Origin of the sequence: Streptococcus sp. 27098_8_70 (assembly GCF_041432215.1) — a bacterium.
GTDB lineage: Bacteria > Bacillota > Bacilli > Lactobacillales > Streptococcaceae > Streptococcus > Streptococcus oralis_CP.
In genome coordinates this window covers 127904-143979 of record NZ_JAPVZD010000003.1, presented here as the reverse complement: position 1 = coordinate 143979, position 16076 = coordinate 127904, and the positions used below count along the sequence as shown (strand labels likewise).

Here is a 16076-nt window from a genome sequence, read left to right as displayed (position 1 = left end):
TTTTATTTAACGCGGGAAGTAGCTCAGCTTGGTAGAGTACTTGGTTTGGGACCAAGGTGTCGCAGGTTCGAATCCTGTCTTCCCGATTCATGGCGGTGTAGCTCAGCTGGCTAGAGCGTCCGGTTCATACCCGGGAGGTCGGGGGTTCGATCCCCTTCGCCGCTATATTGATCTTGTCGGACCTTTAGCTCAGCTGGTTAGAGCTCTCGGCTCATAACCGAGTGGTCGTAGGTTCAAGTCCTACAAGGTCCATTGTAAATAATGGAGGATTACCCAAGTCCGGCTGAAGGGAACGGTCTTGAAAACCGTCAGGCGTGTAAAAGCGTGCGTGGGTTCGAATCCCACATCCTCCTTTTTATATTAACGCGGGATGGAGCAGCTCGGTAGCTCGTCGGGCTCATAACCCGAAGGTCGTAGGTTCAAATCCTGCTCCCGCAATTTGGCTCGGTAGCTCAGTTGGTAGAGCAATGGATTGAAGCTCCATGTGTCGGCGGTTCGATTCCGTCTCGCGCCATATTTTATTTTACTAAGCGGGTGTAGTTTAGTGGTAAAACTACAGCCTTCCAAGCTGTTGTCGCGAGTTCGATTCTCGTCACCCGCTTTGAACGAAAGTTCATACCAAGTTTTTGAACTTGGGCGCGTAGCTCAGGTGGTTAGAGCGCACGCCTGATAAGCGTGAGGTCGGTGGTTCGAGTCCACTCGTGCCCATTAATAGGAGAATTACTCAAGAGGCTGAAGAGGACGGTTTGCTAAATCGTTAGGTCGGGTAACCGGCGCGGGGGTTCGAATCCCCCATTCTCCGTACGTTGAGAGTTGCTAGGCTCTTTTTTTGTATGTAAATCCCCCTTCTATATCATTAAAAGGGGGATTTGTTTATTACCAACTTGTTAGTGATATTTCTCCGCTATTTAGCCAGATAGTGTGTTTATCTTCAAGTTCGACTTGAAGTTGGCCGGATTCTGAGATTTCTTTTGCAAGCCCTTTTTTCAATTTTCCATCTAGCTGGAAGGTAACTTCTTTTCCAAGTACGATTGATCTTTCTTTATAGATATAAAGTAGCTCATCTGAATCCGTATTGTAGAAACAATTCCATATTTCGCTGATGAACTCATTACGACTAATTGGTGCAGCTGGCTTAAATAGGCTACCTGCTTTTTCTTTTAGGTCTTCTGGGAAGTCTTCGACAGAAAAATTTATACCAAGTCCGATAATGACGTCTGTAACCAAGCCTGTCTCAACTGATGTCATCGCTTCGGTGAGGATTCCTGCTATTTTTTTATTTTTGAAGTAGATGTCATTTACCCATTTGATATCTACTTCTATCATAGTTAGATTTTTAATGGCTTTGCAGACTGCAGCTGCCACAAGAAGAGTATAGGATGGGAGTTTTTCATAGGGAAGGTTTGGTTGAATATGCAGAGACATATAGATCCCGCCCTGAGATGGAGAATAGTAGGGGCGCTGAAAGCGGCCACGACCTGCTGTTTGACAGGTTGAAAGATAGAGTGTGTTTCCTTGGTTTCCAGCCTCAATCCCTTCTTTTGCATCTGTTTGGGTTGATTTGGTCTCAGGTTTGTAGCGAATGGTTAAGTTGGTGTTCTTTTGAATTAAATCAGGTAATATCAGATCGCCTTGAATAAGCTTGTATCCTCTATTTTTGATACTGTTAATTTCTAGGCCTTCTTGTTGAAGACGTTGGATCGCTTTCCATATAGATGTACGGCTTAAATTCAGTTCTTCTCCGATTTTTTCTCCGCTAACATAATCGTTTTCTCTAGCTAATATTTGGTAGACTAGTTGGTGTGATTTCATTGATTTTCCTTTCTAGCTGAGAGGGAATGAGAGTATTCTTTTCGAGTTTGACTAGGTGTTTTATGAAAAAACTGTTTGTAGGCTTTTGAGAAATGTAGTGGGTCTGAAAAACCTACAGAATATGCAATGACTTTGATCGTTTCATTTGTGTGTTCTAGTAACTGTTGCGCACGCTTCATTCGAACGAAAAGTAAATACTCTTTTGGAGAGAGTTGGTGAAATTCTTTAAACACACTAGTTAAGTAACTTCTATGAACCGATAGCTCTTTAGCTAAATCTTGAATGGTGAGCGATCGTGGATAGTGACTATCAATTAATTGTTTGCAGTCAAGATAGAGCTGGTGGGTTGATGAAATATTCTCTTTTTTCTGATTTGGAGCAATCGTTCCTAGATGAAACATCAGTTCATGGAGTTGTCCCATAATGTGGAGTTGAGCCAATTCATTTGATTTTGTAATCTGAGCGAAGCGGACAATATCTGAGATGAGTTTTGCAGTTGTCTGTGTATGACAGTTATTTGACTGGGTGAGGTAGGATTGGTCAGAAATTTGAGATAGAGCAAAGTAGTCAGGTGCCCTCCCTCCAGTGATCCCCAACCAGTAGTAAGCCCAAGGATCCTGGCTATCTGCTTGATAGAATGTTAATTCATCTGGTTTTAGTAAAAAGAAATCTCCTGCCTTTAAATCAACAATTTTCCCCTTATAATGGAATTGACCTTTTCCTTTAGTAATGTAATGGAGTACATAGGTATCTCGAATAGCTGGGCCAAAAGAGTAGTTAGGCGTGCATTCTTCATAACCGTAGAAGCTAAGAGAAAGATCAATTGTTCCAGTCTGGTATTCTGAAAAAACGAGCATGGGTCACCTCCTACCTAACATTTTACCATACTTTGTATACATTTCTCTATTTTAGAAAGCGCTTTTATGTGCTAAAATTTTATCAAGAAATGGATGAGGTACAATTTATGGGAGTTCGAATAGAGAATAATCTATTTTACGTTGAGAGTAAAGGTTTAAGCTTGATTATTGAAAATAGGGATGGGTTCTTATTATTAAAACATTTAGGAAAGACTATTAAGAACTATAGAGGGGCTAATAGTGTTTACGAACGCGATCATGCTTTTTCTGCTAATCCCATAGCTACTAATCGAACCTTTAGTTTGGATACGCAACGTCAGATTTTTGGACAACATGGTTTGGGTGACTTTAGAAAACCAACTTTACAGGTTCAACATGATGCAACTGAAGTAACAGACTTTCGATTTGTAGAAGCAAAGATTTTAAAAGGTCAGAATGGTCCACAGGGCTTACCTTCTCCTCACAGCATGGATGCTACAGAGACGCTTGCCTTGATTTTAAAAGATTCTAAGGCTCAACTTAGTCTGACTTTGTATTATACAGCTTTTGATAATGATGCGACAATTGCTAGTTACAGCAAATTGGAAAATAATAGCAATCAGGAAGTTGTCATTTATAAGGAATTTTCTTTTATGGCTGATTTTCCTGCTGCAGCTTACGAAATAGTAACTCTGCAGGGAGCTTATGCTCGTGAAAAGACTGTCCGACGGCAACAGGTAGAGCAAGGAATCTTTTCGATTAGTTCGAACCGTGGAGCTTCTGGGCATGCTCAAACACCTGCTCTTATATTATGTGATCAAGGAGTTACAGAGGATGCTGGGAATGTGTTTGCTCTACAACTGATGTATAGTGGAAACTTCGAAGCTATTGTTCAAAAGAATCAACTGAATGAAGTTCGGGTGGCTATTGGCATTAATCCAGAAAACTTTTCTTGGAAGTTAGATCCTGAGGAAAATTTTGAAACACCGGTAGCTTTAGTGACTTATTCAGATAAGGGATTAACTGGTATTAGTCATGAAAGTCAGAATTTTGTACTTAAGCACATTATGCCAAATAACTTTTCTAAAAAAGAGCGTCCAATTCTAATCAATAACTGGGAAGCTACCTACTTTGACTTTCAGAGAGAAAAACTGTTAGAACTAGCTGATGAAGCTAAGAAAGTTGGAATAGAACTTTTTGTATTAGATGATGGGTGGTTTGGTAATCGCTTTGATGATAATCGTGCTTTAGGTGATTGGGTTGTGAATGAGGAAAAACTGGGTGGAAGTCTTGAAAGTCTGATTTCAGCGATCCATGAAAGAGGTTTGCAGTTTGGGCTTTGGTTAGAACCTGAGATGATTTCTGTTGATAGCGACTTGTATCGTAAACATCCTGACTGGGCTATTCAGGTTCCAGGATATAATCATACTTACTCTCGAAATCAATTGGTACTTAATCTTGCCAATCATCAGGTAGTAGAATATCTGAAAAATGTTTTAGATGAACTCCTCTCTCATCATAAAATTGACTACATCAAATGGGATATGAACCGCAATATCACTAATCTGGGGAATGGTTCAGTTTATCTGGAAACCCAGATGCAGTCTCATCAGTACATGCTGGGGCTTTATGAACTCGTTTCTTATCTGACAGAGAAGCATAGCCATATTCTCTTTGAGTCCTGCTCTGGTGGCGGTGGCAGAAATGATCTTGGTATGATGCGTTATTTCCCACAAGTCTGGGCTAGTGATAATACTGATGCTATTGCACGTTTACCAATTCAATACGGCTCATCCTATCTCTATCCAACCATTTCTATGGGGGCTCATGTGTCAGCAGTACCAAATCATCAGATGGGACGAATGACACCATTGGAAACTCGTGGTCATGTGGCAATGATGGGAAATCTGGGTTATGAGCTTGATTTGACAAGTTTATCTGATGAAGAGAAGGCTGAGATTGCTAATCAGGTGATCTTGTATAAAGAATTGCGACCAGTAGTCCAGTTGGGAAACCAGTATAGGTTAATCAATCCCGATGCTGAATCCAATGAAGCAGCTGTGCAATTTAACTATGGAAATCAGACGATCGTAACCTACGTCCGAGTCCTATCAGTTGTGGAAACAATGGAAACCACCTTGAAACTGAAAGACTTAGAAGTGGAAGGGCTTTATGAGCTGGAAGGGACAAACATTGTTTACTCGGGTGCAGAGCTCATGTATGCAGGTTTAACTGTTTCCCTATCGCCAGGAGATTTTTTGAGTAGACAGTATAAATTCAAAAGACTATAATAAAAGCGTATAAATTTATCAAGGAGGCATTCCAATGAAATGGTATAAGAAAGCAGGTTTTCTTTTAGTAGCTGGGGCAAGTTTACTAGGCCTAGTGGCTTGTGGTCAGAACAATCAATCAACTGATGGCAAGGTAACGATTGAGTTTTTTAACCAGAAGACCGAGATGGCAGATACCTTGCAAAAGATAGTGGATGATTTTGAAAAGGAACACCCTAATATTGATGTGAAGCTGACTACAGTACCTTCAGCTGGAATTGTTCTAAAGACTCGTATTTTATCAGGAGATGTTCCAGATATTATTAATATCTATCCTCAAAATATGGATTTTCAGGAGTGGGCGAAGGCAGGTTATTTTGCAGATATGACAGGAAAACCCTATCTTGAGAACATCAAGAATGACTATGCTGAAAAGTATGCAATCAATAACAAGATTTATAGTGTGCCATTAACAGCCAACCTTTATGGAATCTATTACAATAAAACGAAGTTTAAAGAATTAGGACTTGAGGAACCGAAGACTTTTAAAGAGTTTCAAGAGATTGTTAAAAAGATAAAAGATAGTGGGAATTCTCCGTTTGCGGTTGCAGGCAATGAAGGCTGGACATTGAATGGTTACCACCAACTTTCTCTCATTACTCTTACAGGTAGTGGAGACGCGGCTAATAACTACCTTCGCTTTTCAAAACCAAACGCAATCTCTGCAGATGATGCTATTTTAAAAGCAGATGCAGAACGACTCGATTTATTAGCAGATAATGCTCAAGATGGTTGGCGTGGTGCCTCTTATAATGACGCGGTGGTAGCATTTTCGAGTGGAAAAGCCTTGATGATGCCACAAGGATCATGGGCATTAGCCGCAATTAATCAACAGGATCCAAAATTTGAGGTGGGGATGTTTGCCTTCCCAGGCGAAGAAGTAGGAAAAGAAGTCACTGTTGGTGCAGGGGACATGGCATTATCAACTTCAGCTACTACCAAATATCCGAAAGAAACCGAAGAATTTATCAGCTATATGACTAGTCCAAAAGCTATGCAGTCATACTATGATGTAGATGGATCACCAGTTGCGGTGAAAGGCATACAGGAAAAAGAAGACTCAGCGCTTACAGAGATTTCTAAACTGGCATTTACGGACAAACATTATGTTTGGTTGGGTCAACACTGGAATTCTGAAGAAGACTTTTTTAATCTAAGTGCAGGTTACTTGATGGATAAAAATCTGAAAAATATGGCAAACAATCTCAATGCTTTCTTTAATCCAATGAAGGCAGATTTGGACTAGAATAGGAGTTAAGATGATATGGCTATTCGAAAATTTTTAAATAAATACTGGGGTTGGACATTTTTGCTTATCCCGCTTGCTTTACAAGCTATCTTCTTTTACTTTCCAATGGTACAAGGTGCTTTCTATAGTTTGACTAACTGGACTGGATTGACCTATAATTATAAATTTGTTGGTTTGAATAACTACAAATTGCTGATGATTGATGGGAAATTCTTCACAGCCATAGCCTTTACTTTGATTTTAACTCTGGCATTGATTATTGGAGATATTACGATTGGGATGGTTGTGGCACGAGCCTTAAATTCTAAGATGAAGGGGCAGACCTTCTTTAGAGCTTGGTTCTTTTTCCCGGCTGTTTTGTCTGGTTTGACAGTTTCCTTGATTTTTAAACAATTCTTCAACTATGGGCTTCCAACGATTGGAAAAATTTTAGGAATTAGCTTTTTACAAGAGAGTCTATTGGGGACACCAGTCGGAGCGGTAGTGGCAACTATTTTTGTTCTTCTATGGCAAGGAGTAGCAATGCCAATCATTCTCTTTCTTGCTGGTCTTCAGAGTATTCCAAATGATATTTTAGAGGCAGCATCAATTGATGGTGCAACCAGTAAACAAACCTTTTGGAAGATTGAATTGCCCTATTTATTGCCAACGATCTCTATGGTTTTTATCTTGGCTCTTAAGTCCGGTTTGACAGCCTTTGACCAGATTTTTGCATTGACGAGTGGTGGTCCAAATAATGCTACAACGTCTCTTGGACTTTTAGTCTACAACTATGCTTTCAAGAGTAATCAATATGGATATGCGAATGCAATTGCCTTGATTTTATTCTTAATTATTGGAATTGTTTCTCTTATACAAATCAAGCTATCAAAAAAATTTGAAATCTAATAGAGGAGTCCTACACATGAAAAAAGAAGAAAAATTGAATCAGTTTTGGAAATACGTCCTCTTGATAGTCGGTGGTATTCTTATACTTGTTCCTTTGTTGGTAACGGTATTTAGTTCTTTCAAGACAACTAAGGATATCATGAATCATTTCTTTAGTTTGCCCAATCCTTTTACCTTAAGTAATTATGAACGATTAATTTCGGACGGAATTGGAGGCTATTTCTGGAATTCAGCAGTTATTACGGTGTTATCATTGATTGTAGTAGCTTTCTTTATACCAGCTGCAGCTTATTCCATTGCTCGAAATATGTCCAAGAAAAAAGCCTTTGCCATTATGTATTCGCTCTTGATCTTAGGGATATTTGTTCCATTTCAGGTGATTATGATTCCTATCACAGTTATGATGAGTAAACTCGGCCTAGCAAATATGTGGGGGCTAGTAATACTCTACCTAACTTATGCTATTCCACAGACTCTCTTCTTGTATGTTGGTTATATAAAAATCAGTGTACCAGATAGTTTGGACGAAGCTGCGGAAATTGATGGGGCTGATCGTTTTACAATTTATCGTCGAATCATTTTTCCAATGTTGAAGCCCATGCATGCGACAACTTTGATTATCAATGCTCTCTGGTTCTGGAATGACTTTATGTTGCCACTCTTGATTCTGAATAAGGATTCCAAGATGTGGACTTTACCTCTCTTCCAATACAACTACCAAGGTCAGTACTTCAATGACTATGGTCCAAGTTTTGCATCTTATATTGTGGGAATTGTAACGATAACCATTGTCTACCTCATCTTCCAAAAACATATCATTTCAGGAATGAGTAACGGGGCAGTGAAGTAAGAAAGTGCTTAGGGAATTTATAATTCCATACATAGAGGAACAGTTCAGCTTGTTTACAATTCTATGTAGAAAAAAGAAAGTAGTACTTAGTTGCTTGCAGTCTATAGTAGTACGAGTTCAATATGAACAAAAACCTAAAAATATCTTTCATTTACGAAGCCAGGTCATATAAGACTTGGCTTTCATCAGAAAAAGGAGACCATCTATGACCATTCAAAATAAAACCATGTTGATTACTTACTCAGATAGTCTTGGAAATAACCTTAAAGACTTGTATGAGAATTTGGAAGAACATTTTGGCGATGCTATTGGGGGAGTTCACCTTCTACCATTTTTCCCGTCAACAGGAGATCGTGGATTTGCACCAGTTGACTATGATGAAGTGGATCCAGCGTTTGGTGATTGGGAGGATGTTAAGCGTTTAGGTGAGAAATATTATCTTATGTTTGACTTTATGATTAACCATATTTCTCGTCAATCTAAGTATTATAAGGACTATCAAGAAAAACATGAAGCTAGTGAATTCAAAGATCTCTTTTTAAACTGGGACAAGTTTTGGCCGGAAAATCGTCCGACACAAGCTGATGTAGATTTAATTTACAAGCGTAAGGATCGTGCACCAAAGCAAGAAATTCTTTTTGCAGATGGTTCAGTAGAACATTTGTGGAATACCTTTGGTGAAGAGCAGATTGATCTTGATGTGACCAAAGAAGTAACGATGGCATTCATCCGTAAGACGATTCAACATCTAGCAGGTAACGGGTGTGATTTGATTCGCCTAGATGCCTTTGCTTATGCAGTGAAGAAATTGGATACCAATGATTTCTTTGTGGAACCAGATATTTGGAATTTATTGGACAAAGTTCGAGATATCGCTGCTGAGTATGGGACAGAGCTCTTACCTGAGATTCATGAACACTATTCGATTCAGTTTAAAATAGCGGACCATGATTACTATGTTTACGATTTTGCCCTTCCAATGGTGACCCTTTATACTCTTTACAGTTCTAGAACAGAGCGCTTGGCTAAGTGGTTAAAGATGAGCCCGATGAAGCAATTTACGACACTAGATACCCATGATGGAATTGGAGTGGTGGATGTCAAGGATATCCTGACTGATGAGGAAATTGACTATGCTTCAAATGAGCTCTATAAGGTTGGAGCGAATGTCAAACGTAAGTACTCTAGTGCAGAGTATAATAATCTAGATATCTACCAAATCAATTCAACCTACTATTCTGCGCTTGGAGATGATGATGTCAAGTACTTCCTCGCTCGTCTGATTCAAGCTTTTGCTCCAGGCATTCCTCAGGTTTACTATGTGGGTCTATTAGCAGGAAAAAATGACTTGAAATTATTAGAAGAAACCAAAGAAGGTCGAAATATTAATCGTCATTACTATAGCAATGAGGAAATAGCAGAAGAAGTTCAACGTCCTGTGGTGAAGTCCCTTCTCAATCTATTTTCTTTCCGTAATCGGTCAGAGGCCTTTGACCTAGAAGGGACTATTGACATTGAAACACCAACAGCTCACAGCATTGTAATCAAACGTCAAAATAAAGACAAGTCCGTAACAGCAGTAGCAGAAATTGATTTGCAAAGTCAGACCTATCAAGTAGTGGAAAACGGTAGAAACATTCAGTTCTAGTGCCATATTAATGAAAGATTTTTTTTGTGGCGAAAACGTGTTCATTGTTCCCAAATGACGGAAAAAATGGTAGAATATAAAGATAGTTTAGCATTTATCTTCTGGAGAAATCCAGAACAGAAAGGATCCGTTTTGAAATCAATTGGATTACTGGATAAGATAAGAGGGCTTTCGAAAAAAGATTTCTTTTTGTATCTGATGATCATGAGTATCTTTTTACCTTTTTATTTGTTCTTATCACTCTTTGCTTTATATTTGATAGGTTTACTTGTTACTGGGGAGATGAAGGGAATTATCAAAGGATTAGCCAAACATCCTGTACTTCTCTTTTTTATTGCCTACAGTAGTGTCATTTCCATCGTCGCCAAGAACTGGCTTGGTCTAGCAGCATCTTTCCTGATGCTCCTATTTCTTATTTTCTTTAGTTTTTACCAGAAGCGTCTGACGCATGCTTTCTTTCGACTGATACTCCAGACGGTTTTGTTTGGTAGTGTTGTCTCTGCCGCTTTTGCTACTTTGGAGCATTTCCAAATTGTAAAGAAATTTAACTATGCCTTTCTTTCGCCCAATATGCAGGTATGGCATCAGAATCGGGCAGAAGTGACCTTTTTTAATCCTAATTACTATGGAATTATTTGTTGTTTCTGTATCATGATTGCCTTCTATCTCTTTACAACGACCAAGTTGAATTGGTTGAAGGTATTCTGTGTGATTGCAGGCTTTGTTAATCTCTTTGGATTGAACTTTACGCAAAATCGAACTGCCTTTCCTGCTATTATCGCTGGAGCCATCATTTATCTCTTTACAACCATTAAAAACTGGAAGGCCTTTTGGCTTAGTATCGGGGTCTTTGCGATTGGCTTGAGTTTCCTTTTTTCTAGTGATTTGGGAGTTCGGATGGGGACTTTAGATTCCTCTATGGAAGAACGCATTTCTATCTGGGATGCTGGGATGGCCTTGTTTAAGCAAAATCCTTTTTGGGGGGAGGGGCCATTGACCTATATGCACTCTTATCCTCGGATAAATGCTCCTTATCATGAACATGCTCACAGCCTTTATATTGATACGATTCTGAGTTACGGAATTGTGGGAACCATTTTATTAGCTTTGTCTTCTGTTGCTCCTGTTCGTTTGATGATGGATATGAGTCAGGAGTCGGGGAAACGTCCAATTATCGGTCTTTATCTATCTTTCCTTACAGTGGTTGCTGTGCATGGAATCTTTGACTTGGCCCTTTTCTGGATTCAGTCAGGCTTCATTTTCTTGTTAGTTATGTGCAGTATTCCATTGGAGCGTCGAACTTTGGTATCAGACATGACGGATTAAGTTTATAAGATTGAAATCTTCTACCTTGAGTAGGAGATTTTTTACTGAGAAAAATTAGTTCTAAGTCGAAATAGTTGACAATTGGAATAATAAGTATTATAATATTTTTTATTCGTATCGATATAGAAATAAATTGGAGGTTTCATGAAATATTGTCATTTGGTAGCCCATCATATTCGTTTGTTGAATGGGCGGATTTTTCAAAAGTTACTGAGACAAGACCCTGACTCTCTTTATCGGAGTGAGCAGGGAAAGATTTTAGCGGTTTTATGGAATAGTAAGACGGGCTGTGCAACTGCGACAGATATTGCGCTTGCGACTGGGCTTGCTAATAATACGTTGACGACTATGATAAAAAAGTTAGAGGAGCAAAATCTTATAACTGTCAGTCCGTGTGGAGAAGATAAGCGTAAGAAGTATTTAGTTTTAACAGAGTTGGGCAAGTCCCAGAAAGAAGTTGGGCAACGTGTCAGTCAGAGATTGGATACTATCTGTTACAAAGGATTTTCAGAGGAAGAAATTCGTCAGTTTGAAGGTTTTCAAGAAAGAATTTTGGCTAATCTGAAAGAGAAGGAAAATGAGGTTTAGAGTGGGGTAAATTAGTTATTAAAAGGTTGGTAACTTGACCAACCGAGGAAAATTTTAAATTGAGGACAAAGAATGATTGAATACAAAAATGTAGCGCTACGCTATACAGAAAAAGATGTTTTGAGAGATGTCAATTTACAGATTGAGAATGGGGAGTTCATGGTTTTAGTTGGGCCTTCTGGGTCTGGTAAGACGACCATGATCAAGATGATTAACCGTCTTTTGGAACCAACTGATGGAAATATATACATGGATGGTAAGCGCATCAAAGACTATGATGAGCGTGAGCTTCGTCTTTCTACTGGTTATGTTTTACAGGCCATTGCTCTGTTTCCCAATCTAACGGTTGCGGAAAATATTGCCCTCATTCCGGAGATGAAGGGCTGGACTAAGGAAGACATTGCGAAGAAAACAGAAGAGCTTTTGGCTAAAGTTGGTTTACCAGTGGCTGAGTATGGGCATCGTTTACCTAATGAATTATCTGGTGGAGAACAGCAACGGGTCGGTATTGTTCGTGCTATGATTGGTCAGCCTAAGATTCTCCTCATGGATGAGCCCTTTTCGGCTTTGGATGCTATTTCGAGAAAACAGTTGCAGATTCTGACGAAAGAATTGCATAAAGAGTTTGGAATGACAACGATTTTTGTGACCCATGATACGGATGAAGCTTTGAAATTGGCGGACCGTATTGCTGTCTTGCAGGACGGAGAGATTCGTCAGGTGGCGAACCCTGAGACCATTTTAAAAGCTCCTGCAACGGACTTTGTAGCAGATTTGTTTGGAGGTAGTGTTCATGACTAATTTGATATCAACTTTTCAGGATCGTTTTGGTGATTGGGTAACAGCTCTATCTCAACATTTGCAGTTGTCACTTTTGACCTTGTTACTAGCTATTTTTATCGCGATTCCTTTGGCTGTTTATCTTCGTTATCATGAAAAGATGGCGGACTGGGTCTTGCAGATTGCAGGAATTTTCCAGACCATCCCGTCTCTGGCCTTGTTAGGACTCTTTATTCCCTTGATGGGAATTGGGACCTTGCCTGCTTTGACTGCTCTGGTGATTTATGCGATTTTCCCGATTTTGCAAAATACCATCACGGGGCTGAAGGGAATTGATCCAAGTCTGCAAGAGGCTGGGATTGCCTTTGGGATGACCAGGTGGGAGCGTCTCAAGAAGTTTGAAATTCCACTTGCCATGCCTGTCATTATGTCTGGGATTCGGACGGCAGCGGTTTTGATTATCGGTACGGCGACCTTGGCTGCCTTGATTGGTGCAGGGGGACTGGGTTCCTTTATCCTTTTGGGAATTGACCGCAATAATACCAGTCTGATTTTGATTGGGGCCCTTTCTTCTGCAGTGCTTGCTATTGCCTTTAACTTCCTACTAAAAGTGATGGAAAAAGCAAAATTGCGGACGATTTTCTCTGGTTTTGCCTTGGTGACCATATTGCTCGGTCTGTCTTATAGTCCAGCCCTCTTAGCTCAAAAAGAGAAAGAAAACTTGGTGATTGCTGGAAAATTGGGACCAGAACCCGAAATTTTGGCCAATATGTATAAGCTGCTGATTGAAGAAAATACCAGTATGACTGCGACTGTTAAGCCGAATTTTGGGAAAACAAGCTTCCTCTATGAAGCTTTGAAAAAAGGGGATATTGATATCTATCCTGAATTTACTGGTACAGTGACTGAAAGTTTGCTTCAACCAGCACCTAAAGTGGGGCATGAGCCAGAACAGGTTTATCAGGTGGCGCGTGATGGCATTGCCAAACAAGATCATCTAGCCTATCTCAAACCTATGTCTTATCAAAATACCTACGCTGTAGCTGTTCCGAAGAAAATTGCTAAAGAATATGGCTTGAAGACCATTTCGGACTTGAAAAAAGTGGAAGGCCAGTTGAAGGCAGGCTTTACACTCGAATTTAATGACCGTGAAGATGGCAATAAGGGCTTGCAATCAATGTATGGTCTCAATCTCAACGTAGCGACCATGGAGCCAGCTCTTCGCTATCAGGCAATTCAGTCAGGCGATATTCAAATCACAGATGCCTATTCGACAGATGCAGAATTGGCGCGTTATGATTTACAGGTCTTGGAAGATGACAAGCAACTCTTTCCACCTTATCAAGGGGCACCACTCATGAAAGAAGCTCTTCTCAAGAAACATCCTGAGTTGGAGACAGTTCTCAATAAATTGGCTGGTAAAATCACGGAAAGCCAGATGAGCCAGCTCAACTACCAAGTCGGTGTTGAAGGCAAGTCAGCAGAACAAGTAGCCAAAGAATTTCTACAAGAACAAGGTTTGTTGAAGAAATAGCTTGAGAATAGCAAACTCAACTTTGGCTAAACGACCATATAAAAAAATGCTCAGACAATCTTGTCTGGGCTTTTTTGATATTAGAGTTACTAAATGTCATTTAAAATGGAAAATAATACTCAATGAAAATCAAAGAGCAAACTAGGAAGCTAGCCGCAGGTTGCTCAAAGTACAGCTTTGAGGTTGTAGATAGAACTGACGAAGTCAGTAACATATATACGGTAAGGCGACGCTTACGTAGTTTGAATTTGATTTTCGAAGAGTATAAGAGGAAATTTTCAGGATTTTCTAGATTTTTACTGTAAATACACTTGACTATTCACAAAATAGGTGTATAATGTGTTGTGAACTACTTAACAAATAAAGATTTCCAGCTCATGTCGACTAAGGATGGAAATCTTGTGTATAGACAGTTCAGTAGATATATAATAGAGCGTTGCGTCCGAAAGTCTATCCAGACACGGCTCTTTAAAAACAAAAGGAGAAAATATGACGACTTATTTGTAAACAAAACTCAAGAATATCAAAATTACTCTTGGTGAAATGTCTGGCGGTTACCGCCGTATGGTTGCTGCTATGGCTGATTTAGGATTTTCAGGAACTATGAAGGCTATCTGGAATGACCTCTTTGCCAATCGTAGTTTTTCCCAGTGGCTTTACCTGCTAGTTTTAGGAAGTTTTCCAATCTGGCTTGAGTTGATTTATGAACACCGCATTGTTGACTGGGTTGGGATGATTTGTAGCCTGACTGGAATTATCTGTGTCATCTTTGTATCAGAAGGTCGAGCAAGTAATTACCTTTTTGGTTTGATTAACTCTGTCATTTACCTTATCTTGGCTTTGCAGAAAGGCTTCTATGGTGAGGTTTTAACAACTCTCTATTTTACAATTATGCAGCCAATTGGTCTCTTGGTTTGGATTTATCAAGCCCAGTTTAAGAAAGAACAACAAGAGTTTGTCGCACGTAAACTAGACGGCAAGGGTTGGACAAAGTATCTTTCTATTAGTGTTCTTTGGTGGTTGGCCTTTGGGTTTATTTATCAGTCTATCGGAGCTAATCGTCCCTATCGTGATTCTATCACTGATGCGACCAATGGTGTAGGGCAAATCCTCATGACAGCTGTTTACCGTGAACAGTGGATATTCTGGGCTGCTACTACTGTCTTTTCAATCTATCTCTGGTGGGGAGAAAGCCTGCAAATCCAAGGAAAATACCTGATTTACTTGATCAATAGTCTAGTTGGGTGGTATCAGTGGAGCAAGGCAGCAAAAAGCGCTTAAAAAGTAAAAAAGGATCATCTGATCCTTTTTGTGTTAGAGCAAAATGAATAATACCGTAATGACAATAGCACTCGTTATACGAACGATGTGGTGCGAGATATGTTGCTTTTCTTTCTGTTGGCCGTTCCAGTAGGCTCCATAGCAGACGATACTCGAACCCACAATCCATAGAAGAATGGTTGCAACTGGAACGAAGTAAAAGATGGCTAGAGCCAGAGAGGTGAGGCAACTGCCGACCAAGATGCACGTGTTTCCCAGACTATAGTTCTTTTGTTTCATGGCTGAAAAGGCAGCAGCAAGGTGAAGTAATGAGAATGCGAGAGCTAGTACGATTGTTAGTATTCCTAGAATCATCGAAGTTAACATAGTTGGTTCCTTTCTGAGTTACAGGCTTAGTTATCAAGTGGAGTTGTAGATGAGGTCATCTCTATTACATCAAGGTAAAATCTCACCACTTGGTTTTCGGTATAAGATTTTCCTTTTTTTAGCCACCAAGTTAGGGTCTCGATAAAGTTCGTCACAACAAAATGCTGGAGGTAGGAGGCCGGAATGTTTGGATAGGCCTCTTGTAAGTCATCCGCCACCATGGGATAAACGTGGTGTTCGAGTTCCTTGTGTAGTTGGCGGAGAAAGTAGTCATTTTTGGAAAAAAGGAGACTGGTGACATGGTCCTGGTTTTTCTGAAAATGTAAAAAGATATGAGCGAGGTAGTCCTCGGTAGTAAAGTGTCCTTCCCTTTCAAAGAGATGATGAAAGAGGTAGCGACAGAGTTCATCTAAAAGCAGTTCCTTACTCTCGTAATGACAGTAAAAAGTAGAACGTCCAACATCTGCGAGGTCAATGATATCCTGGACAGTAGTGGCATCATAGCCTTTGTCGTTCAAAAGTTGTAAAAAAGCTTGATAGATGGCTTTTTTAGTCTTGTTGACTCGACGGTCTCTTTTTAGCATATAG

At 39.8% G+C, this 16076-nt stretch carries 14 protein-coding genes and 9 tRNA genes; 19 read left to right on the top strand and 4 right to left on the bottom strand.

Going from position 1 to position 16076, the window contains the following annotated elements:
• Nucleotides 1–12 precede the first annotated feature (12 nt).
• The 9 genes from O3655_RS07400 to O3655_RS07360 all read left to right on the top strand — a co-directional run bounded on the left by O3655_RS07400 (nt 13) and on the right by O3655_RS07360 (nt 802).
• Nucleotides 13–86: transfer RNA gene (locus O3655_RS07400), tRNA-Pro, on the top strand.
• 5 nt (nt 87–91) lie between these two features.
• Nucleotides 92–165 (top strand) — tRNA-Met (locus O3655_RS07395).
• A 13-nt stretch (nt 166–178) separates the two neighbouring features.
• Nucleotides 179–252 (top strand) — tRNA-Ile (locus tag O3655_RS07390).
• Nucleotides 253–263: 11 nt separating this feature from the next.
• Nucleotides 264–353: transfer RNA gene (locus tag O3655_RS07385), tRNA-Ser, on the top strand.
• An 11-nt stretch (nt 354–364) separates the two neighbouring features.
• Nucleotides 365–438: transfer RNA gene (locus tag O3655_RS07380), tRNA-Met, on the top strand.
• Nucleotides 439–441: 3 nt separating this feature from the next.
• A tRNA-Phe gene (locus tag O3655_RS07375) sits at nt 442–514 on the top strand.
• Nucleotides 515–530: 16 nt separating this feature from the next.
• Nucleotides 531–601 (top strand) — tRNA-Gly (locus O3655_RS07370).
• Between the two features lie 33 nt (nt 602–634).
• Nucleotides 635–708: transfer RNA gene (locus O3655_RS07365), tRNA-Ile, on the top strand.
• Nucleotides 709–714: 6 nt separating this feature from the next.
• A tRNA-Ser gene (locus O3655_RS07360) sits at nt 715–802 on the top strand.
• A gap of 74 nt (nt 803–876) precedes the next feature.
• Here the strand turns inward: O3655_RS07360 and birA are convergent.
• Complete coding sequence (birA, locus tag O3655_RS07355) at nt 877–1812, bottom strand: bifunctional biotin--[acetyl-CoA-carboxylase] ligase/biotin operon repressor BirA (RefSeq protein ID WP_042902606.1); 936 nt, start codon at nt 1810–1812, stop codon at nt 877–879.
• A complete protein-coding gene (locus O3655_RS07350; protein ID WP_371641272.1) occupies nt 1809–2669 on the bottom strand; it encodes an AraC family ligand binding domain-containing protein in 861 nt (286 codons plus the stop codon). The genes birA and O3655_RS07350 overlap by 4 nt, the downstream gene beginning before the upstream one ends.
• 107 nt (nt 2670–2776) lie before the next feature.
• Between O3655_RS07350 and O3655_RS07345 the strand changes: the two genes are divergently transcribed.
• The 10 genes from O3655_RS07345 to pnuC all read left to right on the top strand — a co-directional run bounded on the left by O3655_RS07345 (nt 2777) and on the right by pnuC (nt 15122).
• Nucleotides 2777–4939, top strand: a complete 2163-nt coding sequence (locus O3655_RS07345; protein ID WP_371641270.1) for an alpha-galactosidase — start codon at nt 2777–2779, stop codon at nt 4937–4939.
• A gap of 34 nt (nt 4940–4973) precedes the next feature.
• Nucleotides 4974–6224 carry an extracellular solute-binding protein gene (locus O3655_RS07340; protein ID WP_084917472.1) on the top strand — a complete coding sequence of 417 codons (1251 nt, stop codon included), beginning with the start codon at nt 4974–4976 and terminating at the stop codon, nt 6222–6224.
• An 18-nt stretch (nt 6225–6242) separates the two neighbouring features.
• Nucleotides 6243–7115: a carbohydrate ABC transporter permease gene (locus O3655_RS07335; protein ID WP_371641268.1), complete on the top strand. Its 873-nt coding sequence runs from the start codon at nt 6243–6245 to the stop codon at nt 7113–7115.
• A gap of 16 nt (nt 7116–7131) precedes the next feature.
• Entirely contained in the window at nt 7132–7965 is an 834-nt protein-coding gene (locus tag O3655_RS07330; RefSeq protein ID WP_000711270.1) for a carbohydrate ABC transporter permease, read from the top strand.
• 205 nt (nt 7966–8170) lie between these two features.
• A complete protein-coding gene (gtfA, locus tag O3655_RS07325; protein WP_268700552.1) occupies nt 8171–9613 on the top strand; it encodes a sucrose phosphorylase in 1443 nt (480 codons plus the stop codon).
• A gap of 132 nt (nt 9614–9745) precedes the next feature.
• The gene (locus O3655_RS07320; RefSeq protein ID WP_371641274.1) at nt 9746–10939 is read left to right on the top strand and encodes an O-antigen ligase family protein; all 1194 of its coding nucleotides are present in this window, start codon (nt 9746–9748) and stop codon (nt 10937–10939) included.
• Nucleotides 10940–11083: 144 nt separating this feature from the next.
• Nucleotides 11084–11527: a MarR family winged helix-turn-helix transcriptional regulator gene (locus tag O3655_RS07315; RefSeq protein WP_000872569.1), complete on the top strand. Its 444-nt coding sequence runs from the start codon at nt 11084–11086 to the stop codon at nt 11525–11527.
• Nucleotides 11528–11599: 72 nt separating this feature from the next.
• The gene (locus tag O3655_RS07310) at nt 11600–12328 is read left to right on the top strand and encodes an ATP-binding cassette domain-containing protein (RefSeq protein ID WP_371641267.1); all 729 of its coding nucleotides are present in this window, start codon (nt 11600–11602) and stop codon (nt 12326–12328) included.
• Entirely contained in the window at nt 12321–13841 is a 1521-nt protein-coding gene (locus O3655_RS07305) for an ABC transporter permease/substrate-binding protein (RefSeq protein ID WP_042902615.1), read from the top strand. The genes O3655_RS07310 and O3655_RS07305 overlap by 8 nt, the downstream gene beginning before the upstream one ends.
• A gap of 543 nt (nt 13842–14384) precedes the next feature.
• Nucleotides 14385–15122 (top strand): nicotinamide riboside transporter PnuC, encoded by a 738-nt coding sequence (gene pnuC, locus O3655_RS07300; RefSeq protein ID WP_000014133.1) that lies wholly within the window; start codon nt 14385–14387, stop codon nt 15120–15122.
• Between the two features lie 33 nt (nt 15123–15155).
• Here pnuC and O3655_RS07295 read toward each other — a convergent pair whose 3' ends face one another.
• Both O3655_RS07295 and O3655_RS07290 read right to left on the bottom strand, forming a co-directional pair.
• Nucleotides 15156–15488 (bottom strand): glucuronide permease, encoded by a 333-nt coding sequence (locus tag O3655_RS07295; protein WP_242747299.1) that lies wholly within the window; start codon nt 15486–15488, stop codon nt 15156–15158.
• 26 nt (nt 15489–15514) lie between these two features.
• Nucleotides 15515–16072 carry a TetR/AcrR family transcriptional regulator gene (locus O3655_RS07290; protein ID WP_308697112.1) on the bottom strand — a complete coding sequence of 186 codons (558 nt, stop codon included), beginning with the start codon at nt 16070–16072 and terminating at the stop codon, nt 15515–15517.
• Nucleotides 16073–16076: the final 4 nt, after the last annotated feature.

What these genes read in the sequence shown, in the direction of transcription:
- birA (WP_042902606.1), bottom strand. Translation starts at nt 1,812, where the DNA reads ATGAAATCACACCAACTAGTCTACCAAATATTAGCTAGAGAAAACGAT.
- O3655_RS07335 (WP_371641268.1), top strand. Translation starts at nt 6,243, where the DNA reads ATGGCTATTCGAAAATTTTTAAATAAATACTGGGGTTGGACATTTTTG.
- O3655_RS07350 (WP_371641272.1), bottom strand. Translation starts at nt 2,669, where the DNA reads ATGCTCGTTTTTTCAGAATACCAGACTGGAACAATTGATCTTTCTCTT.
- O3655_RS07315 (WP_000872569.1), top strand. Translation starts at nt 11,084, where the DNA reads ATGAAATATTGTCATTTGGTAGCCCATCATATTCGTTTGTTGAATGGG.
- O3655_RS07340 (WP_084917472.1), top strand. Translation starts at nt 4,974, where the DNA reads ATGAAATGGTATAAGAAAGCAGGTTTTCTTTTAGTAGCTGGGGCAAGT.
- O3655_RS07305 (WP_042902615.1), top strand. Translation starts at nt 12,321, where the DNA reads ATGACTAATTTGATATCAACTTTTCAGGATCGTTTTGGTGATTGGGTA.
- O3655_RS07295 (WP_242747299.1), bottom strand. Translation starts at nt 15,488, where the DNA reads ATGTTAACTTCGATGATTCTAGGAATACTAACAATCGTACTAGCTCTC.
- O3655_RS07310 (WP_371641267.1), top strand. Translation starts at nt 11,600, where the DNA reads ATGATTGAATACAAAAATGTAGCGCTACGCTATACAGAAAAAGATGTT.
- O3655_RS07290 (WP_308697112.1), bottom strand. Translation starts at nt 16,072, where the DNA reads ATGCTAAAAAGAGACCGTCGAGTCAACAAGACTAAAAAAGCCATCTAT.
- gtfA (WP_268700552.1), top strand. Translation starts at nt 8,171, where the DNA reads ATGACCATTCAAAATAAAACCATGTTGATTACTTACTCAGATAGTCTT.
- O3655_RS07330 (WP_000711270.1), top strand. Translation starts at nt 7,132, where the DNA reads ATGAAAAAAGAAGAAAAATTGAATCAGTTTTGGAAATACGTCCTCTTG.
- O3655_RS07345 (WP_371641270.1), top strand. Translation starts at nt 2,777, where the DNA reads ATGGGAGTTCGAATAGAGAATAATCTATTTTACGTTGAGAGTAAAGGT.
- pnuC (WP_000014133.1), top strand. Translation starts at nt 14,385, where the DNA reads ATGTCTGGCGGTTACCGCCGTATGGTTGCTGCTATGGCTGATTTAGGA.